Here is an 18,347-nt window from a genome sequence, read left to right on the forward strand (position 1 = left end):
TCATCATGTGCAGGTTGCAGCAACGCGCATCGGTGACGGTGTATAAATCGCAGGCAACAAAAAACCGACCCTAGGGTCGGTTTTTCGACTAGCGCGTCGCTTAGGCAGCTGCAGCTTCTTTCAGCGCCTTGATGTGGCCATTCAGACGGCCTTTGTGACGAGCAGCCTTGTTCTTGTGGATGATACCCTTGTCGGCCATACGGTCGATTACAGGTACAGCCAGAACGTAAGCGGCTTGCGCTTTTTCGGCGTCTTTTGCGTCGATGGCTTTAACTACATTCTTGATGTAGGTGCGGACCATGGAACGCAGGCTGGCGTTGTGGCTGCGACGCTTCTCAGCCTGTTTTGCACGTTTCTTGGCGGAAGGTGTGTTGGCCACCGTCGAGCTCCTCGAAAGACTTTAGGTAAATAGCAAACAAAATAGGCCGCGAATCATGCCGATCAGTCGAGCGGATGTCAAGGCCACCTGCAAGGTTCCGCCGAGCGGTGCGCCAACAAGCGGGAAAGATTCCTTTCTGCTGCGCGACCTGTACACTCGGGAATTTTTGGCTCCCCTGCGAAGGCGCGGGAGTATCGCACATTCGGACGCTGTCTGGCAGCGTCCTCTGTCATTGGCGTGAATCTTTTCGATGAACCTGCTCAAATCCCTGGCTGCAGTAAGCTCGATCACCATGATTTCGCGGGTGCTTGGCTTTGTACGCGACACCATCCTGGCCCGTATTTTTGGTGCTGGTGTCGCTACCGACGCCTTCTTCATCGCGTTCAAGCTGCCCAACCTGTTGCGGCGCATTTTTGCCGAGGGTGCATTCTCCCAGGCCTTCGTGCCGATTCTGGCCGAGTACAAGACCCAGCAAGGCGAGGAGGCGACACGCACTTTCATCGCCTATATCAGTGGCCTTCTGACCCTGGTGCTGGCCCTGGTGACCGCCATCGGCATCCTCGCTGCACCCTGGGTGGTGTGGGCGACGGCCCCAGGTTTTGTCGACAGCACCGAAAAATACGAGCTGACCACCGCCCTGTTGCGGGTGACGTTTCCTTATATATTCCTGATCTCGCTGTCTTCCCTGGCCGGCGCGATCCTCAATACCTGGAACCGCTTTTCGGTGCCGGCCTTCACGCCCACCCTGCTGAACGTGGCGATGATCGCCTTCGCCGTGTTGCTGACACCGTATTTCAACCCGCCAATCATGGCGTTGGCCTGGGGCGTGCTGGCGGGTGGCCTGGCGCAGTTGCTGTACCAGCTGCCAGCGCTGAAGAAGATCGGCATGCTCGTGCTGCCGCGTCTGAACCTCAAGGACGCGGGTGTGTGGCGGGTACTGAAACAGATGCTGCCGGCGATCCTGGGGGTGTCGGTGAGCCAGATCTCGCTGATCATCAACACCATTTTTGCTTCCTTCCTGGTCGCCGGCTCGGTGTCGTGGATGTACTACGCCGACCGCCTTATGGAGCTGCCTTCGGGCGTGCTGGGCGTGGCCCTGGGCACCATCCTGCTGCCGACCCTGGCCAAGACCTACGCCAACAAGGACCGCGAGGAGTACTCGCGGATTCTCGACTGGGGCCTGCGCCTGTGCTTCCTGCTGGTGCTGCCATGCACCCTGGCTTTGGCCATTCTTGCCGAGCCGCTGACCGTCGCGCTGTTCCAATATGGCAAGTTCAGCGCGTTTGATGCGGCCATGACCCAGCGGGCGCTGATCGCCTATTCCGTGGGCTTGCTGGCAATCATTCTGGTCAAGGTACTGGCACCGGGCTTCTACGCGCAGCAGAATATCCGCACGCCGGTGAAGATTGCAGTCTTCACCCTGGTCTGCACCCAGCTGTTCAACCTTGCCCTGGTCGGCCCGCTTGCACATGCCGGCCTGGCATTGGCGATCAGCCTCGGTGCCTGCCTGAATGCCGGCCTGCTGTTCTGGAAACTGCGCAGTCAGCGGTTGTTCGAGCCTCAGCCTGGCTGGGCAGTGTTCCTGCTCAAGCTTGTGTTGGCGGTGGCGCTGATGTCGGCAGTACTGCTGGCGGGCATGCACTATATGCCGGCCTGGGAACAGGGCATCATGCTTGAGCGCTTCCTGCGGCTTGGGGCGCTGATCCTGGCGGGCGTCGGGACGTATTTTGGCTGCCTGTACCTGTGCGGCTTCCGGCCCCGGCATTTCGCTCGCAAAGCCTTGCACTGAGGCTTTTGGCGGGTCAGGCGTCGGTTTTTCGCATTCCACGCCGCCCTTGGGCGCTGCTGCCTGTCACCAGCGCCCGGGTGTGGTTATAATCGGCCACTTTATGAGCAAGAAGCGCGTTATGCAGCTGGTTCGAGGTCTTCACAACCTGCGCCCCGAGCACCGGGGCTGTGTCGCCACCATTGGCAACTTCGACGGGGTTCACCGTGGCCACCAGGCAATCCTGGCGCGCCTGCGCGAGCGTGGTCAGGCCTTGGGCCTGCCGACCTGCGTGGTGATCTTCGAACCGCAACCACGCGAGTACTTCGCACCTGATACCGCGCCGGCGCGCCTGGCTCGGCTGCGTGACAAGATTGAGCTGTTGGCGACCGAAGGCATCGACCGGGTGCTGTGCCTGGCCTTCAATCAGCGACTGAGCAAGCTCAGTGCCGAAGCCTTCGTCAAGGCCATCCTGGTCGACGGCCTGGGCGTGCGTCACCTCGAAGTGGGCGATGACTTCCGCTTTGGCTGCGACCGCGCTGGCGACTTTGCTTTCCTGGTCGAGGCCGGCAGCGCGTACGGCTTCACCGTCGAGGCCGCCAACACGGTAATCCAGGACGGCCTGCGGGTCAGCAGCACCGAAGTGCGCAAGGCCTTGTCCGAGGGCAACTTCGAGCTGGCCGAACACCTGCTGGGCCGCCCGTACCGCATTACAGGCCGCGTGCTGCACGGCCAGAAGCTGGCCCGCCAGCTCGGCACACCTACCGCCAACATTCAGCTCAAGCGCCGCCGCGTGCCGCTGTCCGGGGTATACCTGGCCAGCATCGTGATCGACGGCAAGGCTTGGCCGGGTGTCGGCAATATCGGCGTGCGCCCCACCGTTGCCGGTGATGGGCGCCCGCACCTGGAGATTCATCTTCTGGACTTTGCCGGCGACCTTTACGGCCGGCGCCTGACGGTGGAGTTCCACCACAAGCTGCGTGAAGAGCAGCGATTCGCCTCCCTGGAGGCGCTGAAGTCGGCGATCGATGCGGATATCGCCGCCGCACGTGCACATTGGCACGCTCAACCGCTAACGAAGAGCCTGAAATGACCGACTACAAAGCCACGCTTAACCTTCCGGACACCGCCTTCCCCATGAAGGCCGGCCTGCCTCAGCGCGAACCGCAGATCCTGCAGCGCTGGGACAGCATTGGCCTGTACCAGAAGCTGCGCGAAATTGGCAAGGATCGTCCCAAGTTCGTCCTGCACGACGGCCCGCCCTATGCCAACGGCAAGATTCACATCGGTCATGCGCTGAACAAGATCCTCAAGGACATGATCGTCCGTTCCAAGACCCTGGCAGGCTTCGATGCGCCGTACGTGCCAGGCTGGGACTGCCACGGCCTGCCGATCGAGCACAAGGTGGAGGTTACCCACGGCAAGCACCTTTCCGCCGACCGTACCCGCGAGCTGTGCCGCGAGTACGCTGCCGAGCAGATTGAAGGGCAGAAGACCGAGTTCATCCGCCTGGGCGTGCTGGGTGACTGGGACAACCCATACAAGACCATGAACTTCGCCAACGAGGCCGGTGAAATCCGCGCCTTGGCCGAAATGGTCAAGCAAGGCTTCGTGTTCAAGGGCCTGAAGCCGGTGAACTGGTGCTTTGATTGCGGTTCGGCGCTGGCTGAAGCGGAAGTCGAGTACGCCGACAAGAAGTCGCAGACCATCGACGTGGCCTTCCCGGTTGCCGATGAGGCCAAGCTGGCCGCCGCCTTCGGCCTGGCCTCTCTGGCCAAGCCGGCCGCCATCGTGATCTGGACCACCACCCCGTGGACCATCCCGGCCAACCAGGCCCTGAACATCCACCCGGAATTCAAGTACGCCTTGGTCGACACCGGCGAGCGCCTGCTGGTGCTGGCTGAAGAGCTGGTCGAGTCGTGCCTGAAGCGTTACAACCTGGAAGGCTCGGTCCTTGCCACCGCCCAAGGTTCTGCGCTGGAACTGATCAACTTCCGCCATCCGTTCTACGATCGCATGTCGCCAATCTACCTGGCCGACTACGTCGAACTGGGCGCCGGTACCGGCGTGGTGCACTCCTCGCCAGCCTACGGTGAGGACGACTTCGTCACCTGCAAGCGCTACGGCATGGTCAACGACGACATCCTCACCCCGGTGCAGAGCAACGGCGTGTATGTCGAGTCGCTGCCATTCTTCGGCGGCCAGTTCATCTGGAAGGCCAACCCGGCCATCGTCGAGAAGCTGAGCGAAGTCGGTGCGCTGATGCACACCGAGACCATCAGCCACAGCTACATGCACTGCTGGCGCCACAAGACCCCGCTGATCTACCGCGCCACCGCGCAGTGGTTCGTGGGCATGGACAAGCAGCCGACCACCGGCGAGCCGCTGCGTGAGCGTGCGCTGAAAGCCATTGAAGACACCAAGTTCGTTCCGGCCTGGGGCCAGGCGCGCCTGCACGCGATGATCGCCAACCGCCCGGACTGGTGCATCTCGCGTCAGCGCAACTGGGGTGTGCCGATCCCGTTCTTCCTGCACAAGCAGACCGGCGAGCTGCATCCGCGCACTGTCGAGCTGATGGAAGAAGTGGCCAAGCGTGTCGAGCAGCAGGGCATCGAGGCCTGGTTCAAGCTGGACGCCGCCGAACTGCTGGGCGCTGAAGCCGAGCAGTACGACAAGATCGCCGACACCCTCGACGTGTGGTTCGACTCGGGCACCACCCACTGGCACGTGTTGCGTGGCTCGCACGACATTGGCCACGCCACCGGCCCGCGCGCTGACCTGTACCTTGAAGGTTCCGACCAACACCGCGGCTGGTTCCACTCGTCCTTGCTGACCGGTTGCGCCATCGACAACCACGCGCCGTACCGCGAGCTGCTGACCCACGGCTTCACCGTGGACGAGAACGGCCGCAAGATGTCCAAGTCGCTGGGCAACACCATCGAGCCGGAGAAGGTCAACAACACCCTGGGTGCCGATATCCTGCGCCTGTGGGTTTCGGCCACCGACTATTCCGGTGAAATGGCGGTTTCCGAGCAGATCCTGCAGCGCAGTGCCGACGCCTACCGGCGTATCCGCAATACCGCCCGCTTCCTGCTGTCCAACCTGTCCGGTTTCGACCCGGCCCGCGACCTGCTGGCCTCGGAAGACATGCTGGCGCTGGACCGCTGGGCCGTTGACCGTACGCTGCTGCTGCAACGCGAGCTGGAAGAGCACTACAGCGAGTACCGTTTCTGGAACGTCTACTCCAAAGTGCACAACTTCTGCGTACAGGAACTGGGCGGCTTCTACCTCGACATCATCAAGGACCGCCAGTACACCACCGGCGCCAACAGTGTCGCCCGCCGTTCCTGCCAGACTGCGCTGTATCACATCAGCGAAGCGCTGGTGCGCTGGATCGCGCCGATCCTGGCATTCACCGCCGACGAAATCTGGCAGTACCTGCCGGGCGAGCGCAACGAGTCGGTGATGCTCAACGGCTGGTACGAAGGCCTGAGCGAGCTGCCGGAAGGTACCGAGCTGGGCCGCGCTTACTGGGACCGTGTGATGGCGGTGAAGGCATCGGTGAACAAAGAGCTGGAAAACCAGCGTACCGCCAAGGTCATTGGTGGCAACCTGCAGGCTGAAGTTACCCTGTATGCCGACGAAGGCCTGAGTGCCGACCTGGGCAAGCTGGGCGACGAGCTGCGCTTCGTGCTGATCACCTCGGCCGCCAGCGTGGTGCCGTTTGCACAGGCGCCTGCCGAAGCCGTCGCCACCGAAGTCGAAGGCCTCAAGCTGAAAGTGGTCAAGTCCGGCCACGCCAAGTGCGGCCGTTGCTGGCACTTCCGCGCCGATGTCGGCAGCCACCCGGAGCACCCGGAAATCTGCAGCCGTTGTGTCGACAACCTGAGCGGCCAGGGTGAGGTGCGCCACTATGCCTAACCCTGCAGCGGGGCGCTTCGGGCGCCTTGCATGGCTGTGGCTGAGCTTGCTGGTCCTGGTCGTCGACCAGGCCACCAAGCTGTACTTCAACAACGCCCTGACCATGTACCAGCAGATCGTGGTCATTCCTGACTACTTCAGCTGGACCCTGGCCTACAACACCGGTGCCGCGTTCAGCTTCCTGGCTGATGGTGCAGGTTGGCAGCGCTGGTTGTTCGCCTTGATCGCCGTAGTGGTCAGCGCGGTGCTGGTGGTGTGGCTCAAGCGCCTGGGGCGCAACGAGACCTGGCTGGCCGTGGCGCTGGCGCTGGTGCTGGGTGGGGCGATTGGCAACCTGTACGACCGTATCGTGCTGGGCCATGTGGTCGACTTCATCCTGGTGCACTGGCAAAACCGCCATTACTTCCCGGCCTTCAACGTGGCCGACAGCGCCATCACCGTTGGTGCGGTGATGCTGGCGCTGGATATGTTCAAGAGCAAGAAGTCCGAGGATCCGGTCCATGACTGACACCCGTATCGGCCAGAACACCGAAGTCACCCTGCACTTCGCGCTGCACCTGGAAAACGGCGACACCGTCGACAGCACATTCGATAAAGCCCCAGCCACCTTCAAAGTGGGTGATGGCAACCTGCTGCCGGGCTTTGAAAACGCCCTGTTCGGCTTCAAGGCCGGCGACAAGCGAACCGTGGCAGTGGCCCCGGAGAACGCCTTCGGCCAGCCTAACCCGCAGAACGTGCAGGTCATGCCGAGGTCCAACTTCGAAGGCATGGAGTTGTCCGAAGGGCTGCTGATCATCTTCAACGACGCCGCCAACACCGAGTTGCCGGGGGTGGTCAAAGCGTTCGATGACGACCAGGTCACCATCGACTTCAATCACCCACTGGCTGGCAAGACCCTGACCTTCGAGGTGGAGATCCTCGAGGTGAAGGCCCTGTAAGCCTGGAGCCGAGCATGCAAATCAAACTCGCCAACCCTCGCGGCTTTTGCGCCGGGGTCGACCGGGCGATCGAGATCGTCAACCGCGCGCTGGAAGTCTTCGGCCCGCCGATCTATGTGCGCCACGAAGTGGTGCACAACAAGTTCGTGGTGGAAGACTTGCGTAACCGCGGCGCCATCTTTGTCGAAGAGCTGGACCAGGTACCGGACGATGTCATCGTCATCTTCAGTGCCCACGGTGTTTCCCAGGCCGTGCGCCAGGAAGCGGCTGGCCGTGGCCTGAAAGTGTTCGATGCCACCTGCCCGCTGGTGACCAAGGTTCACATCGAAGTGGCCAAGTACAGCCGCGATGGTCGTGAGTGCATTCTCATCGGCCACGAAGGGCACCCCGAAGTCGAAGGCACCATGGGCCAGTACGATGCCTGCAACGGCGGCGCCATCTACCTTGTCGAAGACGAGGAAGATGTTGCCAACCTGCAGGTGCGCGACCCGGACCACCTGGCTTTCGTCACCCAGACAACACTGTCGATGGACGACACCAGCCGCGTCATCGATGCGCTGCGTGCACGCTTCCCGAACATCGGCGGCCCGCGCAAGGACGACATCTGCTACGCCACCCAGAACCGCCAGGATGCCGTCAAGCAACTGGCTGGCGAGAGCGACGTGGTGCTGGTGGTCGGCAGCCCGAACAGTTCCAATTCCAACCGTTTGCGCGAGCTGGCTGAGCGCATGGGCACCCCGGCCTACCTGATCGACGGTGCCGAGGACCTGCAACGCGGCTGGTTTGAGCAAACCGCGCGGATCGGCATCACCGCCGGTGCCTCGGCACCCGAAGTGCTGGTGCGCGGCGTGATCGAACAGCTCAAGGCCTGGGGCGCCACTGGCGCTGAAGAGCTGGACGGGCGTGAAGAGAACATCACCTTTTCAATGCCCAAAGAGCTGCGTGTTCGCTCGCTGATCTAAGGGGCTGCATCGCCGCCAATGCAGGGGCTGCTTTGCAGCCCTTTCGCGACACAAGACCGCTCCTGCAATGACCGCCCTAGCAGCGGCCAGTGCTCAGGTCCTCTGTAACCAACCTGACTCTGCCGCTTGATGCCAGCGCCACTTGATATCGGCTGCGAGCAGAGGAGCGTTCGCACATTTCCAGTGTTGCACCCAGCCAGCCGTTGCCCGACGTCATCGGCACGCCCAGCGCACTGAATTTGAACTGCTCACCACGATTGCTGACTATTTTCAGGGGCTTTGCCAGCCGCTGCTCACGCAGCACCTGCCGGTTATGCTCCAGCACTACCCGCCAACCATTCCCCCAATTACCGTCCAGCGCCAGCACCAGCACCGGCTGGCCCTGCAACAGCGCATGGCTGCGTGCACTACGCAACGCTTGGGCCAGATCACGCGCTGCTGCTGCCCTGTGAAGGTCATCGCTCATTCTGGCGTAGGCCGGTATGCCGAACTGCGTCAGCAACACCGCCACGGCCAAGGCCGACAACATTTGTATCAGTGTTACGCCGCGTTGCTTCACCGTGCATTCCTCCCTGGACGTGCTTGGCTATAGCTTCCTGGCGGTTGGACAAGAGATCCAGTCGCCCAAGTTGAAAGCAATGACGGGAAAAGTCGCAGGAGGTGCAGGGATGCACGCAAGGCAAGGGGGCATGACGCTTCTGGAAGTGTTGTTGGCGGTTGTGGTCGTGGCCGTGGGTCTGTTCGCAACGGCTGCGACGCAATTGCAGGCATTGCAGGCTGTGGACAGCGCGCGCCGTGACGGCCAGGCGGCGATGGCGCTGCACAGCGAACATGAGCGCAGGCGGCGATGAGGCGCTGTCAGGCAGGGCTTGGCTTGCTTGAGATGGTGGTGGCGCTGGCGATCGGATTGATGCTGCTGGCGGCGGCCAGCCAGCTTTTTGTCTCCGCGCACCAGACTTGGCGCCTGCAAAGTACGGCAGTGCGCATGCAGGATTCTGCGCGGCTTGCATTGCTGCGCATGGCGCAGGATATCCGCATGGCCGGGATGTTCGGTTGCCTGCGTCTGAGCCCAGGCGACTTTCTGGTCCCCGGCGCGGAGCAGGCCTTTGCCCGGCCCTTGGCGAGTGGCCCGTCAAGTTTGAGCCTGGTTGTCGCTGAGTTACCAGGGTATGCCGGCGACCCCGACTGGACCTTGCTGACAAACTGTATCAACACGGTGGAGGTACACAAGGAGCGCGCGCAAGGTAGCGACACGCTTATGGCTGTGCCTGTCAGCCGGCATCGCTATGTTCACGTTGGAAGTACGCTTTACTTCGAGCGGCGCGGCCGTAATCAGCCCTTGGTCGATCACGTGCGCGAACTGCGTGTAGTGCAGGTGGCTGGAGAGCGGATCGATCTTCAGCTGACATTGTATGAGCCGACCTTGCAGCTTGAGCAGCACCATGCGCTGAGCGTCGCAATTCGCAACCCGGTCCCCGCTTCATGACTCGCCAGCGTGGCGTGGTTCTTCTACTGGCCTTGATCCTGAGCGTCCTGCTGGGCCTGCTTGCCACATCTGCCCTGCGTGACGCGTTGGTGGAAACACGGATGACCGGCTACCTGAGCGATGGCCTGCTGGCGCTGGAAGAGGCAGAAGCCACTTTGCTGGCCGGGGTACGCGAACTTGAACGGGCGCCCCCTGACGCTTGTAACGCGTGCCTGCCGCCGCCCAAGCCGCACGATCTGGTTGGGCAGTGGCAAGGTACCCAGACCGGTTTTTTCCAAGTGCAGAACCTGGGTGTCAGCAAATGTGCCGCGCACATGCCCGAAGGGCAGCCGGTTAGTCTGTTCCGGATTACCGCCGTCAGTAAGCAAAGCCGCTCACGGCATGTGCTGGAAGCGGTCTACGCCGTGGCTGGCAATCAAACCCAACGCATCACCTGGCGACAAAGATTGCGAGGAGACTGACATGCAGCAAGGCTTGAGCCTGATCGAGTTGTTGATTGTGCTGGCCGTGACCGGCATTCTGGCAGCCATTGCCTACCCCAGTTACAGCGACCAGCTTCGGCGAGCCGCGCGCAGCGAAGTGGTTGGCCTGCTGCATGATGCCGCCCTGCGCCTGGAGCGCCACCGTGTGCGCACTGGCCAATACGCCGAGGGCGACCTGGTCTTGCCCGAAGGTACCCGCTACTACAGCCTTCAGGCCCAGCGCGACAGTGACACCTTCACGCTGCGCGCCCGGCGGCTACCGCATGGGCTGATGGCGCAGGATGGCTGTGGCGATTTCCAGCTCGACCAGGCTGGCGTGCAGCGCAATCCGGGTGCCGTTGAGCACAGCGCACACTGCTGGGGAAGCTGAAGGTTGAATGATGCCCGGTGCATCGCGGTTTTACTTCAGGTGTTGGATCGACAGATGAGCAAGCAAGTAGTGGTGGTCGGCGGCGGGGTGATCGGCCTGCTGACGGCATTCAACCTGGCAGCCAAGGTCGGCCAGGTGGTGGTGTGCGATCAGGGTGAGGTTGGCCGAGAGTCGTCCTGGGCTGGCGGAGGCATTGTCTCGCCGTTGTACCCGTGGCGCTACAGCCCCGCAGTGACCGCTCTGGCGCACTGGTCGCAGGACTTTTATCCACAGCTGGGCGAGCGCCTGTTCGCCAGCACCGGCGTCGACCCCGAAGTTCACACCACCGGGCTGTACTGGCTCGACCTGGACGACGAGGCCGAAGCGTTGGCCTGGGCCGCGTGCGAGCAGCGGCCGCTGAGTGCCGTGGATATTTCGGCGGCCTACGATGCGGTCCCGGTGCTGGGCCCGGGCTTCAAGCACGCCATCTACATGGCTGGCGTGGCCAATGTGCGCAACCCGCGCTTGGTCAAGTCGCTGAAGGCGGCGTTACTGGCGCTGCCGAACGTGACCTTGCGCGAACATTGCCAGATCACCGGCTTCGAGCAAGAAAAGGGGCGCGTGACCGGTGTGCAGACTGCCGATGGCGTACTGGCGGCGGATGAGGTTGTGCTCAGCGCAGGCGCCTGGAGTGGCGACCTGTTGCGTACCCTTGGCCTTGAGCTGCCGGTGGAGCCCGTGAAGGGCCAGATGATCCTGTTCAAGTGTGCTGAAGATTTCCTGCCGAGCATGGTGCTGGCCAAGGGGCGCTATGCGATTCCGCGACGTGACGGGCACATTCTGGTGGGGAGCACGCTGGAACACGCCGGGTATGACAAGACCCCGACCGGGGATGCGCTGGAAAGCCTGAAGGCATCGGCGGTGGAGTTGTTGCCTGAGCTTGAAGGCGCCACAGTGGTGGCGCACTGGGCGGGACTACGGCCGGGGTCGCCAGAAGGCATCCCTTACATTGGGCCTGTGCCAGGGCATGAAGGGTTGTGGCTGAACTGCGGGCATTATCGCAATGGGCTGGTGCTGGCGCCGGCTTCGTGCCAGCTGTTTACCGATTTGCTGACTGGTGCCGAGCCGATCATCGACCCGGCACCCTATGCGCCAGAAGGGCGTTTGGGCTGAGAGCATCTTCCCGCTCCCACGGTGGGAGCGGGTTCTGTGTGCATCCGCGGGTTTTGCGCTCAACCCTTGTGGCCAGGGCCCTGCTGCAGGTGTGCCTGGCTGCAGTACCACTCATTACCCTGCTGCAGCGCCCGGTCGTTGGGCAGGTGCACGCCGCAATGGGCGCAGCGCACCATCTTCAGCGGCGCATCCAGCTTCGCCTCGGGGTGCGACTGCTGGCTGACTTTGAACTTGCGCCACAGCCAGAACGCGGCGGCGATCAGGGCGATCCAGAAAAGTAGGCGAACCATGGTGTCCAGCTTGTCGATTGAAGAAGCCGACAGTCTAGGACGCGGCCAATAAAAAAGGGAGGCCCAAGGCCTCCCTTTCATTCACCGCCGAAGGTCAGTCGAACAGACCAAAGGTCATGTAGCTGAACCAGGAACGGTCTTTCTCGGCTTCTTTCGGGCCTTCCGGCACGATCGGGTCGCCGTTCTCGTCTTTAGGCAGCAGCTCCCGCGGCATCTCGTCGCGCGCGTCCTGGAACTGCTTGACCACGTCCTGATTGGCGCGGGTTTCGCCTGGCGGCAGCGGGGTATCGGTTTCGATCAGGCCCAAGGTCGCCTTGGACAGCCAGCCGCGGCCGTCAGACTCGGTCTGCTTGGGCTGGAACTCGCCATCGACCAGGCTCGGGTGGTCCGGGTAGTTGAGCTTGAGGGTTTCCAGGCTCGTGGCGGCCAGTTCGTCCAGGTGCAGCTTCTGGTACGACTCGACCATCACGGCCAGGCCGTCACCGACGGACGGGGTTTCCTGGAAGTTTTCGACCACGTAGCGGCCACGGTTGGCAGCAGCTACATAAGCCTGGCGGCCCAGATAGTAGTCGGCCACGTGAATTTCGTACGAAGCCAGCAGGTTGCGCAGGTAGATCATGCGCTGCTTGGCGTCTGGTGCGTAGCGGCTGTTGGGGAAACGGCTGGTCAGCTGGGCGAACTCGTTATACGAGTCGCGGGCGGCGCCCGGGTCACGCTTGGTCATGTCCAGCGGCAGGAAGCGCGCCAGCAGGCCGCGGTCCTGGTCGAACGAGGTCAGGCCTTTGAGGTAGTAGGCGTAATCGACGTTCGGGTGCTGCGGGTGCAGGCGGATAAAGCGCTCGGCGGCCGACTTGGCGGCCTCGGGCTCGGAGTTTTTGTAGTTGGCGTAGATCAGCTCGAGCTGCGCCTGATCGGCATAGCGGCCGAACGGGTAGCGCGACTCCAGGGCCTTGAGCTTGTTCACGGCGCTGGTGTAGCTGGAATTGTCCAGATCAGCCTGGGCCTGCTGGTACAGTTCGGCCTCGCTGAGGTTCTCGTCAATGACCTCTTTATTAGAGGAACAGGCCGCGGTAAGCCCGAGGATGGCGATCAGCAGCAGGTGTTTCACTTGCATGGCGGCTTGCGTCCCTTTGACGGCCGCTGTCTTGGGCGGTGCCGTCCTGTTATGATGAGCGCCCCGGCCAACCCCGGGACAAAAGAAGCCGTATTTAACCACAAGCTCGCAGCCGAAACCAAAGGCTGTGCGCCCGCCGAATCGAGCATGTCCGAGATCATTCAACTTAGCGCAGAGGTACCGTCCGAACTGGGCGGCCAACGCCTCGACCAGGTCGCCGCCCAATTGTTCGCCGAGTACTCGCGTTCGCGGCTAACTTCGTGGATCAAAGAGGGCCGCCTGACGGTCGATGGTGCAGTCGTGCGCCCTCGAGACCTTGTTCATGGTGGTTCTCTGCTTGCCCTGGAGGCCGAGCAAGAGGCCCAGGGTGAGTGGATCGCAGAAGATATCGAACTGGATATCGTCTACGAAGACGACCACATCCTGGTGATCAACAAGCCTGCCGGGCTGGTTGTGCACCCGGCGGCAGGGCATGCCAGCGGCACCTTGCTCAACGCGCTGCTGCACCATGTGCCAGACATCGTCAACGTGCCGCGCGCCGGTATCGTGCACCGCCTGGACAAGGACACCACCGGCCTGATGGTGGTGGCCAAGACCCTGCAGGCGCAGACCAAGCTGGTCGAGCAGATGCAGGCCCGCAAGGTCAGCCGCATCTACGAGTGCATCGTGATCGGCGTGGTGACTGCCGGTGGCAAGATCGACGCGCCCATCGGCCGCCACGGCGGCATGCGCCAGCGCATGGCTGTAACCGACGGCGGCAAGCCGGCGGTCAGCCACTACCGTGTACTCAAGCGCTTCCGCTCGCACACCCATGTGCGGGTCAAGCTGGAAACCGGCCGTACCCACCAGATCCGCGTGCACATGGCCCATGTCGGTTTCCCGCTGGTAGGCGACCAGACGTACGGCGGGCGCTTCCGTATTCCGCCCGCTGCCAGCCCGACCATGGTCGAAGCGGTCAAGACCTTCCCGCGCCAGGCGCTGCATGCGCGTTTCCTTGCCTTGGCCCACCCGATTACCGGTGAAGTCATGAAGTGGGAATCGCCACTGCCGGATGACTTCGTCTGGTTGCTGTCGCTGCTGAACCAGGACCGCGAGAGTTTCATCGGATGAGTGGCCTGACACAGGCGTTGCTGTTCCCCGACTGGCCGGCCCCGGTCTCGGTGCGCGCCTGTGTCACCACCCGTCAGGGCGGCGTCAGCCTGCCGCCCTATGAAACCTTCAACCTCGGCGACCATGTTGGGGATGACCCTGCCGCGGTCGCCGAGAACCGCCGCCGCCTGAGCGAACAGTTCGCCATCCAACCGGCCTGGCTCAAGCAGGTACATGGCCTGGTGGTGGCGGATGCCGACCCGGCTGTGGTCGCCGAGGCCGATGCCAGCTGGACCCGCCAGCCTGGCATTGCCTGCACCGTGATGACCGCCGATTGCCTGCCTGCGCTGTTCTGCGACCGCGCCGGCACCCGCGTGGCGGCGGCGCATGCTGGTTGGCGCGGGCTGGCGGGTGGCGTGCTGGAAGCCACGCTGGACCGGCTGGCGCTGCCGCCAGAAGAGGTGCTGGTGTGGTTGGGGCCTGCCATCGGCCCGCAAGCGTTCGAAGTGGGGCTGGAAGTGCGTGATGCCTTTACCGCCGTGCACCCGCAAGCAGCTCGGGCATTCGTTGATGGCGAACGGCCAGGCAAGCTGTTGGCGGATATCTATGAGCTGGCGCGTATTCGCCTGGCTGCCCGTGGAGTGACTGCTGTTTATGGCGGTGGCTTGTGCACGGTCAGTGATGCGCGGTTCTTCTCCTATCGCCGTACCCCGCAGGGTGGGCGCTTCGCATCGTTGGTCTGGCTGGACCCGCGCTAGCCTGTACCGGCCTCTTCGCGGGCACGCCCGCTCCCACAGAGATTCCGCAAACGTTGAAACCGGTGGTGTACCTGTGGGGGCGAGCACGCCCGCGAATGGCCCCCATTAATCCAACAGGTTGACTTCGGTCAACCCCGCTAAGCTTGAATCTTCCAGAATCAGCCTTATCTATAAAGTCATCTCAGGCAGGTTTCTTTATAAACAGGCGCTGTCCATCGCTCCGACCTGCCCTTTAAAGGAAGGTACACCATGCGAATAGACCGTTTAACCAGCAAGCTGCAACTTGCAATATCCGATGCCCAGTCTTTGGCCGTTGGCATGGACCACCCTGCCATCGAGCCCGTGCACCTGTTACAGGCGCTGCTCGAACAGCAGGGCGGCTCCATCAAACCGCTGCTGATGCAGGTAGGCTTCGACATCAATAGCCTGCGCCAGGGGCTGGTGAAAGAGCTCGACCAACTGCCGAAAATACAGAACCCTACCGGCGACGTGAACATGTCGCAGGACTTGGCGCGCCTGCTTAACCAGGCAGACCGCCTGGCACAGCAGAAGGGCGACCAGTTCATCTCCAGCGAGCTGGTGCTGTTGGCCGCCATGGACGAAAACAGCAAGCTCGGCAAGCTGCTGCTGAGCCAGGGCGTGAGCAAGAAAGCGCTGGAAAATGCCATCAACAACCTGCGTGGCGGCGCGGCAGTGAATGACGCCAACGCTGAGGAATCGCGCCAGGCGCTGGACAAGTACACCGTCGACCTGACCAAGCGTGCCGAAGAGGGCAAGCTGGACCCGGTCATTGGCCGTGACGATGAAATCCGCCGTACCGTGCAGGTGCTGCAACGCCGTACCAAGAACAACCCGGTGCTGATCGGTGAGCCTGGCGTGGGTAAAACCGCCATTGCCGAAGGCTTGGCCCAGCGCATCATCAATGGTGAAGTGCCTGACGGCCTCAAAGGCAAGCGCCTGCTGGCGCTGGACATGGGCGCGCTGATTGCCGGTGCCAAGTACCGCGGTGAGTTCGAAGAGCGCTTGAAAAGCCTGCTGAACGAGCTTTCCAAGCAAGAAGGCCAGATCATCCTGTTCATCGACGAACTGCACACCATGGTCGGCGCCGGCAAGGGCGAGGGCGCCATGGACGCCGGCAACATGCTCAAACCGGCCCTGGCCCGCGGCGAGCTGCATTGCGTTGGCGCCACCACGCTGAACGAGTACCGCCAGTTCATCGAGAAGGACGCCGCCCTGGAGCGCCGCTTCCAGAAGGTGCTGGTCGAGGAGCCGAGCGAGGAAGACACCATCGCCATCCTGCGTGGCCTGAAAGAGCGCTATGAAGTGCACCACAAGGTGGCCATCACCGACGGTGCAATCATCGCTGCGGCCAAGCTCAGCCACCGCTACATCACCGACCGCCAACTGCCGGACAAGGCCATTGACCTGATCGACGAAGCGGCCAGCCGCATCCGCATGGAGATTGACTCCAAACCGGAAGTGCTCGACCGCCTTGATCGCCGCCTGATCCAGCTGAAGGTGGAGTCGCAGGCGCTGAAGAAAGAGGAAGACGAAGCGGCGAAAAAGCGCCTGGAGAAGCTGACCGAGGAAATCGAGCGGCTTGAGCGTGAGTATTCCGACCTGGAAGAAATCTGGGCTTCGGAGAAAGCTGAAGTGCAGGGCTCGGCGCAGATCCAGCAAAAGATCGAGCAGTCTCGCCAGGAACTGGAAGCCGCCCGTCGCAAAGGCGACCTGAACCGCATGGCCGAACTGCAGTACGGGGTGATTCCGGACCTGGAGCGCAGCCTGCAGATGGTCGACCAGCACGGCAAGTCCGACAACCAGTTGCTGCGCAACAAGGTCACCGAGGAAGAAATTGCCGAAGTGGTGTCGAAGTGGACCGGCATTCCTGTGGCCAAGATGCTCGAAGGCGAGCGCGAGAAGCTGCTGAAGATGGAAGAGTTGCTGCACCAGCGCGTGATTGGCCAGAGCGAGGCGGTAACCGCCGTAGCCAACGCCGTACGCCGCTCACGTGCCGGGCTGTCTGACCCGAACCGGCCGAGTGGTTCGTTCCTGTTCCTCGGCCCGACCGGTGTGGGCAAGACCGAACTGTGCAAGGCGCTGGCCGAGTTCCTGTTCGACACCGAAGAGGCGATGGTGCGCATCGACATGTCCGAATTCATGGAGAAGCACTCCGTAGCGCGCCTGATCGGTGCACCGCCAGGCTATGTCGGGTATGAAGAGGGCGGTTACCTGACCGAGGCCGTGCGGCGCAAGCCTTACTCGGTGGTGCTGCTGGACGAGGTGGAAAAAGCCCACCCGGATGTGTTCAACGTGCTGCTGCAGGTGCTGGAAGACGGCCGCTTGACTGACAGCCACGGGCGCACCGTGGACTTCCGCAACACCGTGATCGTGATGACCTCCAACCTGGGCTCTGCGCAGATTCAGGAACTGGTGGGTGACCGCGAGGCACAGCGTGCGGCAGTGATGGATGCGGTGGGGGCACACTTCCGTCCGGAGTTCATCAACCGCATCGACGAAGTGGTGGTGTTCGAGCCTTTGGGCCGCGAGCAGATTGCCGGTATTACCGAAATCCAGCTCGGCCGCCTGCGCAGCCGCCTGCTGGAGCGCGAACTGTCGCTGAGCCTGAGCCCAGAGGCGTTGGACAAGCTGATTGCCGTGGGTTACGACCCGGTATACGGCGCACGGCCGCTGAAGCGGGCGATCCAGCGCTGGATCGAGAACCCGCTGGCGCAGCTGATTCTGGCCGGCAAGTTCCTGCCCGGTACGGCGATCACCGCCAAGGTGGAAGGCGACGAAATCGTCTTCGGCTGATTGTGTTGCACCATGAGCCCCGCGTTTGCGGGGCTTTTTTTGCCTGTTACAAATGCCGGTCCAGCCCAGCTATTTCGGGCCTTTGCGCCAATCCGGGGTAACCGCCTGAAATTTTTGAAATTTTTGCTTGCATCAAATTTAGAGTGCCCCTAATATACGCCGCGTTGTCAGGCACTAAGCGAATCACCAGCAACATCAGTGATCGCAAAACAACTTACAAATCAGTAAGTTGAATGAAAAAAAGTGGTTGACAAGCAAAACGAAGAATGTAGAATAGCCGGCCTCAGCAGCGACAACGCAAAAGCGAAGAAGCTAAAGAGTCCGAAGCGAACACAGTCTTCGGAGTTGTGCCGAAGTTCAGTTCCGCGATAGCTCAGTCGGTAGAGCAAATGACTGTTAATCATTGGGTCCCTGGTTCGAGTCCAGGTCGCGGAGCCAATCTCGGGGTGTAGCGCAGTCCGGTAGCGCGCCTGCTTTGGGAGCAGGATGTCAGGAGTTCGAATCCCCTCACCCCGACCATTTTCCGGGTCGTTAGCTCAGTTGGTAGAGCAGTTGGCTTTTAACCAATTGGTCGTAGGTTCGAATCCTACACGACCCACCATGTAGAAAAGGGCATCTCCAAAGAGATGCCCTTTTTTTTGAAACACTCGGGGTGTAGCGCAGTCCGGTAGCGCGCCTGCTTTGGGAGCAGGATGTCAGGAGTTCGAATCCCCTCACCCCGACCATTTTTGGGTCGTTAGCTCAGTTGGTAGAGCAGTTGGCTTTTAACCAATTGGTCGTAGGTTCGAATCCTACACGACCCACCATGAACAAAGGGCATCTCGCAT

At 62.1% G+C, this 18,347-nt stretch carries 18 protein-coding genes and 5 tRNA genes; 19 read left to right on the forward strand and 4 right to left on the reverse strand.

Annotated features, from left to right (window positions below; translation table 11 throughout):
• Positions 1-100 precede the first annotated feature (100 nt).
• Positions 101-379 carry a 30S ribosomal protein S20 gene (rpsT, locus tag AC3B5Q_RS02870; RefSeq protein WP_003247625.1) on the reverse strand — a complete coding sequence of 93 codons (279 nt, stop codon included), beginning with the start codon at positions 377-379 and terminating at the stop codon, positions 101-103.
• Between the two features lie 250 nt (positions 380-629).
• Here rpsT and murJ point away from each other — a divergent pair, with 250 nt between their 5' ends.
• The 6 genes from murJ (at position 630) to ispH (ending at position 7,965) form a co-directional block, all read left to right on the forward strand.
• A complete protein-coding gene (gene murJ, locus AC3B5Q_RS02875) occupies positions 630-2,168 on the forward strand; it encodes a murein biosynthesis integral membrane protein MurJ (RefSeq protein ID WP_274119221.1) in 1,539 nt (512 codons plus the stop codon).
• Between the two features lie 118 nt (positions 2,169-2,286).
• Positions 2,287-3,237, forward strand: coding sequence for a bifunctional riboflavin kinase/FAD synthetase (gene ribF / locus AC3B5Q_RS02880; RefSeq protein WP_103470194.1), 951 nt, complete (start codon positions 2,287-2,289; stop codon positions 3,235-3,237).
• Positions 3,234-6,065, forward strand: a complete 2,832-nt coding sequence (ileS, locus tag AC3B5Q_RS02885) for an isoleucine--tRNA ligase (RefSeq protein ID WP_103443434.1) — start codon at positions 3,234-3,236, stop codon at positions 6,063-6,065. The genes ribF and ileS overlap by 4 nt, the downstream gene beginning before the upstream one ends.
• Complete coding sequence (gene lspA / locus AC3B5Q_RS02890) at positions 6,058-6,573, forward strand: signal peptidase II (RefSeq protein WP_014589581.1); 516 nt, start codon at positions 6,058-6,060, stop codon at positions 6,571-6,573. The genes ileS and lspA overlap by 8 nt, the downstream gene beginning before the upstream one ends.
• Entirely contained in the window at positions 6,566-7,003 is a 438-nt protein-coding gene (gene fkpB, locus AC3B5Q_RS02895) for an FKBP-type peptidyl-prolyl cis-trans isomerase (RefSeq protein ID WP_010951871.1), read from the forward strand. The genes lspA and fkpB overlap by 8 nt, the downstream gene beginning before the upstream one ends.
• Positions 7,004-7,017: 14 nt before the next feature.
• Positions 7,018-7,965 (forward strand): 4-hydroxy-3-methylbut-2-enyl diphosphate reductase, encoded by a 948-nt coding sequence (gene ispH, locus AC3B5Q_RS02900; protein WP_021784201.1) that lies wholly within the window; start codon positions 7,018-7,020, stop codon positions 7,963-7,965.
• A gap of 76 nt (positions 7,966-8,041) precedes the next feature.
• Here the strand turns inward: ispH and AC3B5Q_RS02905 are convergent, their stop codons facing one another.
• The gene (locus AC3B5Q_RS02905) at positions 8,042-8,524 is read right to left on the reverse strand and encodes a GspH/FimT family pseudopilin (protein WP_103443435.1); all 483 of its coding nucleotides are present in this window, start codon (positions 8,522-8,524) and stop codon (positions 8,042-8,044) included.
• A 109-nt stretch (positions 8,525-8,633) separates the two neighbouring features.
• Between AC3B5Q_RS02905 and AC3B5Q_RS02910 the strand changes: the two genes are divergently transcribed.
• Genes AC3B5Q_RS02910 through thiO form a run of 5 tightly spaced genes read left to right on the forward strand, consistent with a single transcriptional unit; the run spans position 8,634 to position 11,455 of the window.
• The gene (locus AC3B5Q_RS02910; protein WP_021784199.1) at positions 8,634-8,816 is read left to right on the forward strand and encodes a prepilin-type N-terminal cleavage/methylation domain-containing protein; all 183 of its coding nucleotides are present in this window, start codon (positions 8,634-8,636) and stop codon (positions 8,814-8,816) included.
• Positions 8,813-9,451, forward strand: coding sequence for a PilW family protein (locus AC3B5Q_RS02915; RefSeq protein ID WP_021784198.1), 639 nt, complete (start codon positions 8,813-8,815; stop codon positions 9,449-9,451). Before AC3B5Q_RS02910 ends, AC3B5Q_RS02915 begins: the two co-directional genes overlap by 4 nt.
• Positions 9,448-9,912: a hypothetical protein gene (locus AC3B5Q_RS02920; protein WP_103443436.1), complete on the forward strand. Its 465-nt coding sequence runs from the start codon at positions 9,448-9,450 to the stop codon at positions 9,910-9,912. Before AC3B5Q_RS02915 ends, AC3B5Q_RS02920 begins: the two co-directional genes overlap by 4 nt.
• A gap of 1 nt (position 9,913) precedes the next feature.
• Positions 9,914-10,303: a type IV pilin protein gene (locus AC3B5Q_RS02925; protein WP_021784196.1), complete on the forward strand. Its 390-nt coding sequence runs from the start codon at positions 9,914-9,916 to the stop codon at positions 10,301-10,303.
• A gap of 54 nt (positions 10,304-10,357) precedes the next feature.
• Positions 10,358-11,455 carry a glycine oxidase ThiO gene (thiO, locus tag AC3B5Q_RS02930; RefSeq protein WP_103470191.1) on the forward strand — a complete coding sequence of 366 codons (1,098 nt, stop codon included), beginning with the start codon at positions 10,358-10,360 and terminating at the stop codon, positions 11,453-11,455.
• Positions 11,456-11,514: 59 nt separating this feature from the next.
• On the opposite strand, the gene AC3B5Q_RS02935 is transcribed toward thiO, so the two are convergent.
• Positions 11,515-11,745: a PP0621 family protein gene (locus AC3B5Q_RS02935; RefSeq protein ID WP_003247559.1), complete on the reverse strand. Its 231-nt coding sequence runs from the start codon at positions 11,743-11,745 to the stop codon at positions 11,515-11,517.
• A gap of 94 nt (positions 11,746-11,839) precedes the next feature.
• Positions 11,840-12,859: an outer membrane protein assembly factor BamD gene (locus AC3B5Q_RS02940; protein ID WP_021784194.1), complete on the reverse strand. Its 1,020-nt coding sequence runs from the start codon at positions 12,857-12,859 to the stop codon at positions 11,840-11,842.
• Positions 12,860-13,006: 147 nt separating this feature from the next.
• Here AC3B5Q_RS02940 and rluD point away from each other — a divergent pair, with 147 nt between their 5' ends.
• The 8 genes from rluD to AC3B5Q_RS02980 all read left to right on the forward strand — a co-directional run bounded on the left by rluD (position 13,007) and on the right by AC3B5Q_RS02980 (position 18,326).
• Positions 13,007-13,969 carry a 23S rRNA pseudouridine(1911/1915/1917) synthase RluD gene (rluD, locus tag AC3B5Q_RS02945; protein WP_003247554.1) on the forward strand — a complete coding sequence of 321 codons (963 nt, stop codon included), beginning with the start codon at positions 13,007-13,009 and terminating at the stop codon, positions 13,967-13,969.
• Entirely contained in the window at positions 13,966-14,706 is a 741-nt protein-coding gene (gene pgeF / locus AC3B5Q_RS02950; RefSeq protein ID WP_103443438.1) for a peptidoglycan editing factor PgeF, read from the forward strand. Before rluD ends, pgeF begins: the two co-directional genes overlap by 4 nt.
• Positions 14,707-14,955: 249 nt before the next feature.
• Positions 14,956-17,520: an ATP-dependent chaperone ClpB gene (clpB, locus tag AC3B5Q_RS02955; RefSeq protein ID WP_103443440.1), complete on the forward strand. Its 2,565-nt coding sequence runs from the start codon at positions 14,956-14,958 to the stop codon at positions 17,518-17,520.
• 362 nt (positions 17,521-17,882) lie between these two features.
• Positions 17,883-17,958 (forward strand) — tRNA-Asn (locus AC3B5Q_RS02960).
• Between the two features lie 4 nt (positions 17,959-17,962).
• Positions 17,963-18,039, forward strand: a tRNA-Pro gene (locus tag AC3B5Q_RS02965).
• A 6-nt stretch (positions 18,040-18,045) separates the two neighbouring features.
• Positions 18,046-18,121, forward strand: a tRNA-Lys gene (locus AC3B5Q_RS02970).
• 47 nt (positions 18,122-18,168) lie between these two features.
• A tRNA-Pro gene (locus AC3B5Q_RS02975) sits at positions 18,169-18,245 on the forward strand.
• 5 nt (positions 18,246-18,250) lie between these two features.
• Positions 18,251-18,326: transfer RNA gene (locus AC3B5Q_RS02980), tRNA-Lys, on the forward strand.
• Positions 18,327-18,347 lie beyond the last annotated feature (21 nt).

Source organism: Pseudomonas sp. D5(2026) (assembly GCF_057766845.1).

Excerpts from the sequence above, each read along its gene's own strand:
- murJ (WP_274119221.1), top strand. The coding sequence starts at position 630 with ATGAACCTGCTCAAATCCCTGGCTGCAGTAAGCTCGATCACCATGATT.
- ribF (WP_103470194.1), top strand. The coding sequence starts at position 2,287 with ATGCAGCTGGTTCGAGGTCTTCACAACCTGCGCCCCGAGCACCGGGGC.
- ileS (WP_103443434.1), top strand. The coding sequence starts at position 3,234 with ATGACCGACTACAAAGCCACGCTTAACCTTCCGGACACCGCCTTCCCC.
- lspA (WP_014589581.1), top strand. The coding sequence starts at position 6,058 with ATGCCTAACCCTGCAGCGGGGCGCTTCGGGCGCCTTGCATGGCTGTGG.
- fkpB (WP_010951871.1), top strand. The coding sequence starts at position 6,566 with ATGACTGACACCCGTATCGGCCAGAACACCGAAGTCACCCTGCACTTC.
- ispH (WP_021784201.1), top strand. The coding sequence starts at position 7,018 with ATGCAAATCAAACTCGCCAACCCTCGCGGCTTTTGCGCCGGGGTCGAC.
- AC3B5Q_RS02910 (WP_021784199.1), top strand. The coding sequence starts at position 8,634 with ATGCACGCAAGGCAAGGGGGCATGACGCTTCTGGAAGTGTTGTTGGCG.
- AC3B5Q_RS02915 (WP_021784198.1), top strand. The coding sequence starts at position 8,813 with ATGAGGCGCTGTCAGGCAGGGCTTGGCTTGCTTGAGATGGTGGTGGCG.
- AC3B5Q_RS02920 (WP_103443436.1), top strand. The coding sequence starts at position 9,448 with ATGACTCGCCAGCGTGGCGTGGTTCTTCTACTGGCCTTGATCCTGAGC.
- AC3B5Q_RS02925 (WP_021784196.1), top strand. The coding sequence starts at position 9,914 with ATGCAGCAAGGCTTGAGCCTGATCGAGTTGTTGATTGTGCTGGCCGTG.
- thiO (WP_103470191.1), top strand. The coding sequence starts at position 10,358 with ATGAGCAAGCAAGTAGTGGTGGTCGGCGGCGGGGTGATCGGCCTGCTG.
- AC3B5Q_RS02935 (WP_003247559.1), bottom strand. The coding sequence starts at position 11,745 with ATGGTTCGCCTACTTTTCTGGATCGCCCTGATCGCCGCCGCGTTCTGG.
- AC3B5Q_RS02940 (WP_021784194.1), bottom strand. The coding sequence starts at position 12,859 with ATGCAAGTGAAACACCTGCTGCTGATCGCCATCCTCGGGCTTACCGCG.
- rluD (WP_003247554.1), top strand. The coding sequence starts at position 13,007 with ATGTCCGAGATCATTCAACTTAGCGCAGAGGTACCGTCCGAACTGGGC.
- pgeF (WP_103443438.1), top strand. The coding sequence starts at position 13,966 with ATGAGTGGCCTGACACAGGCGTTGCTGTTCCCCGACTGGCCGGCCCCG.
- clpB (WP_103443440.1), top strand. The coding sequence starts at position 14,956 with ATGCGAATAGACCGTTTAACCAGCAAGCTGCAACTTGCAATATCCGAT.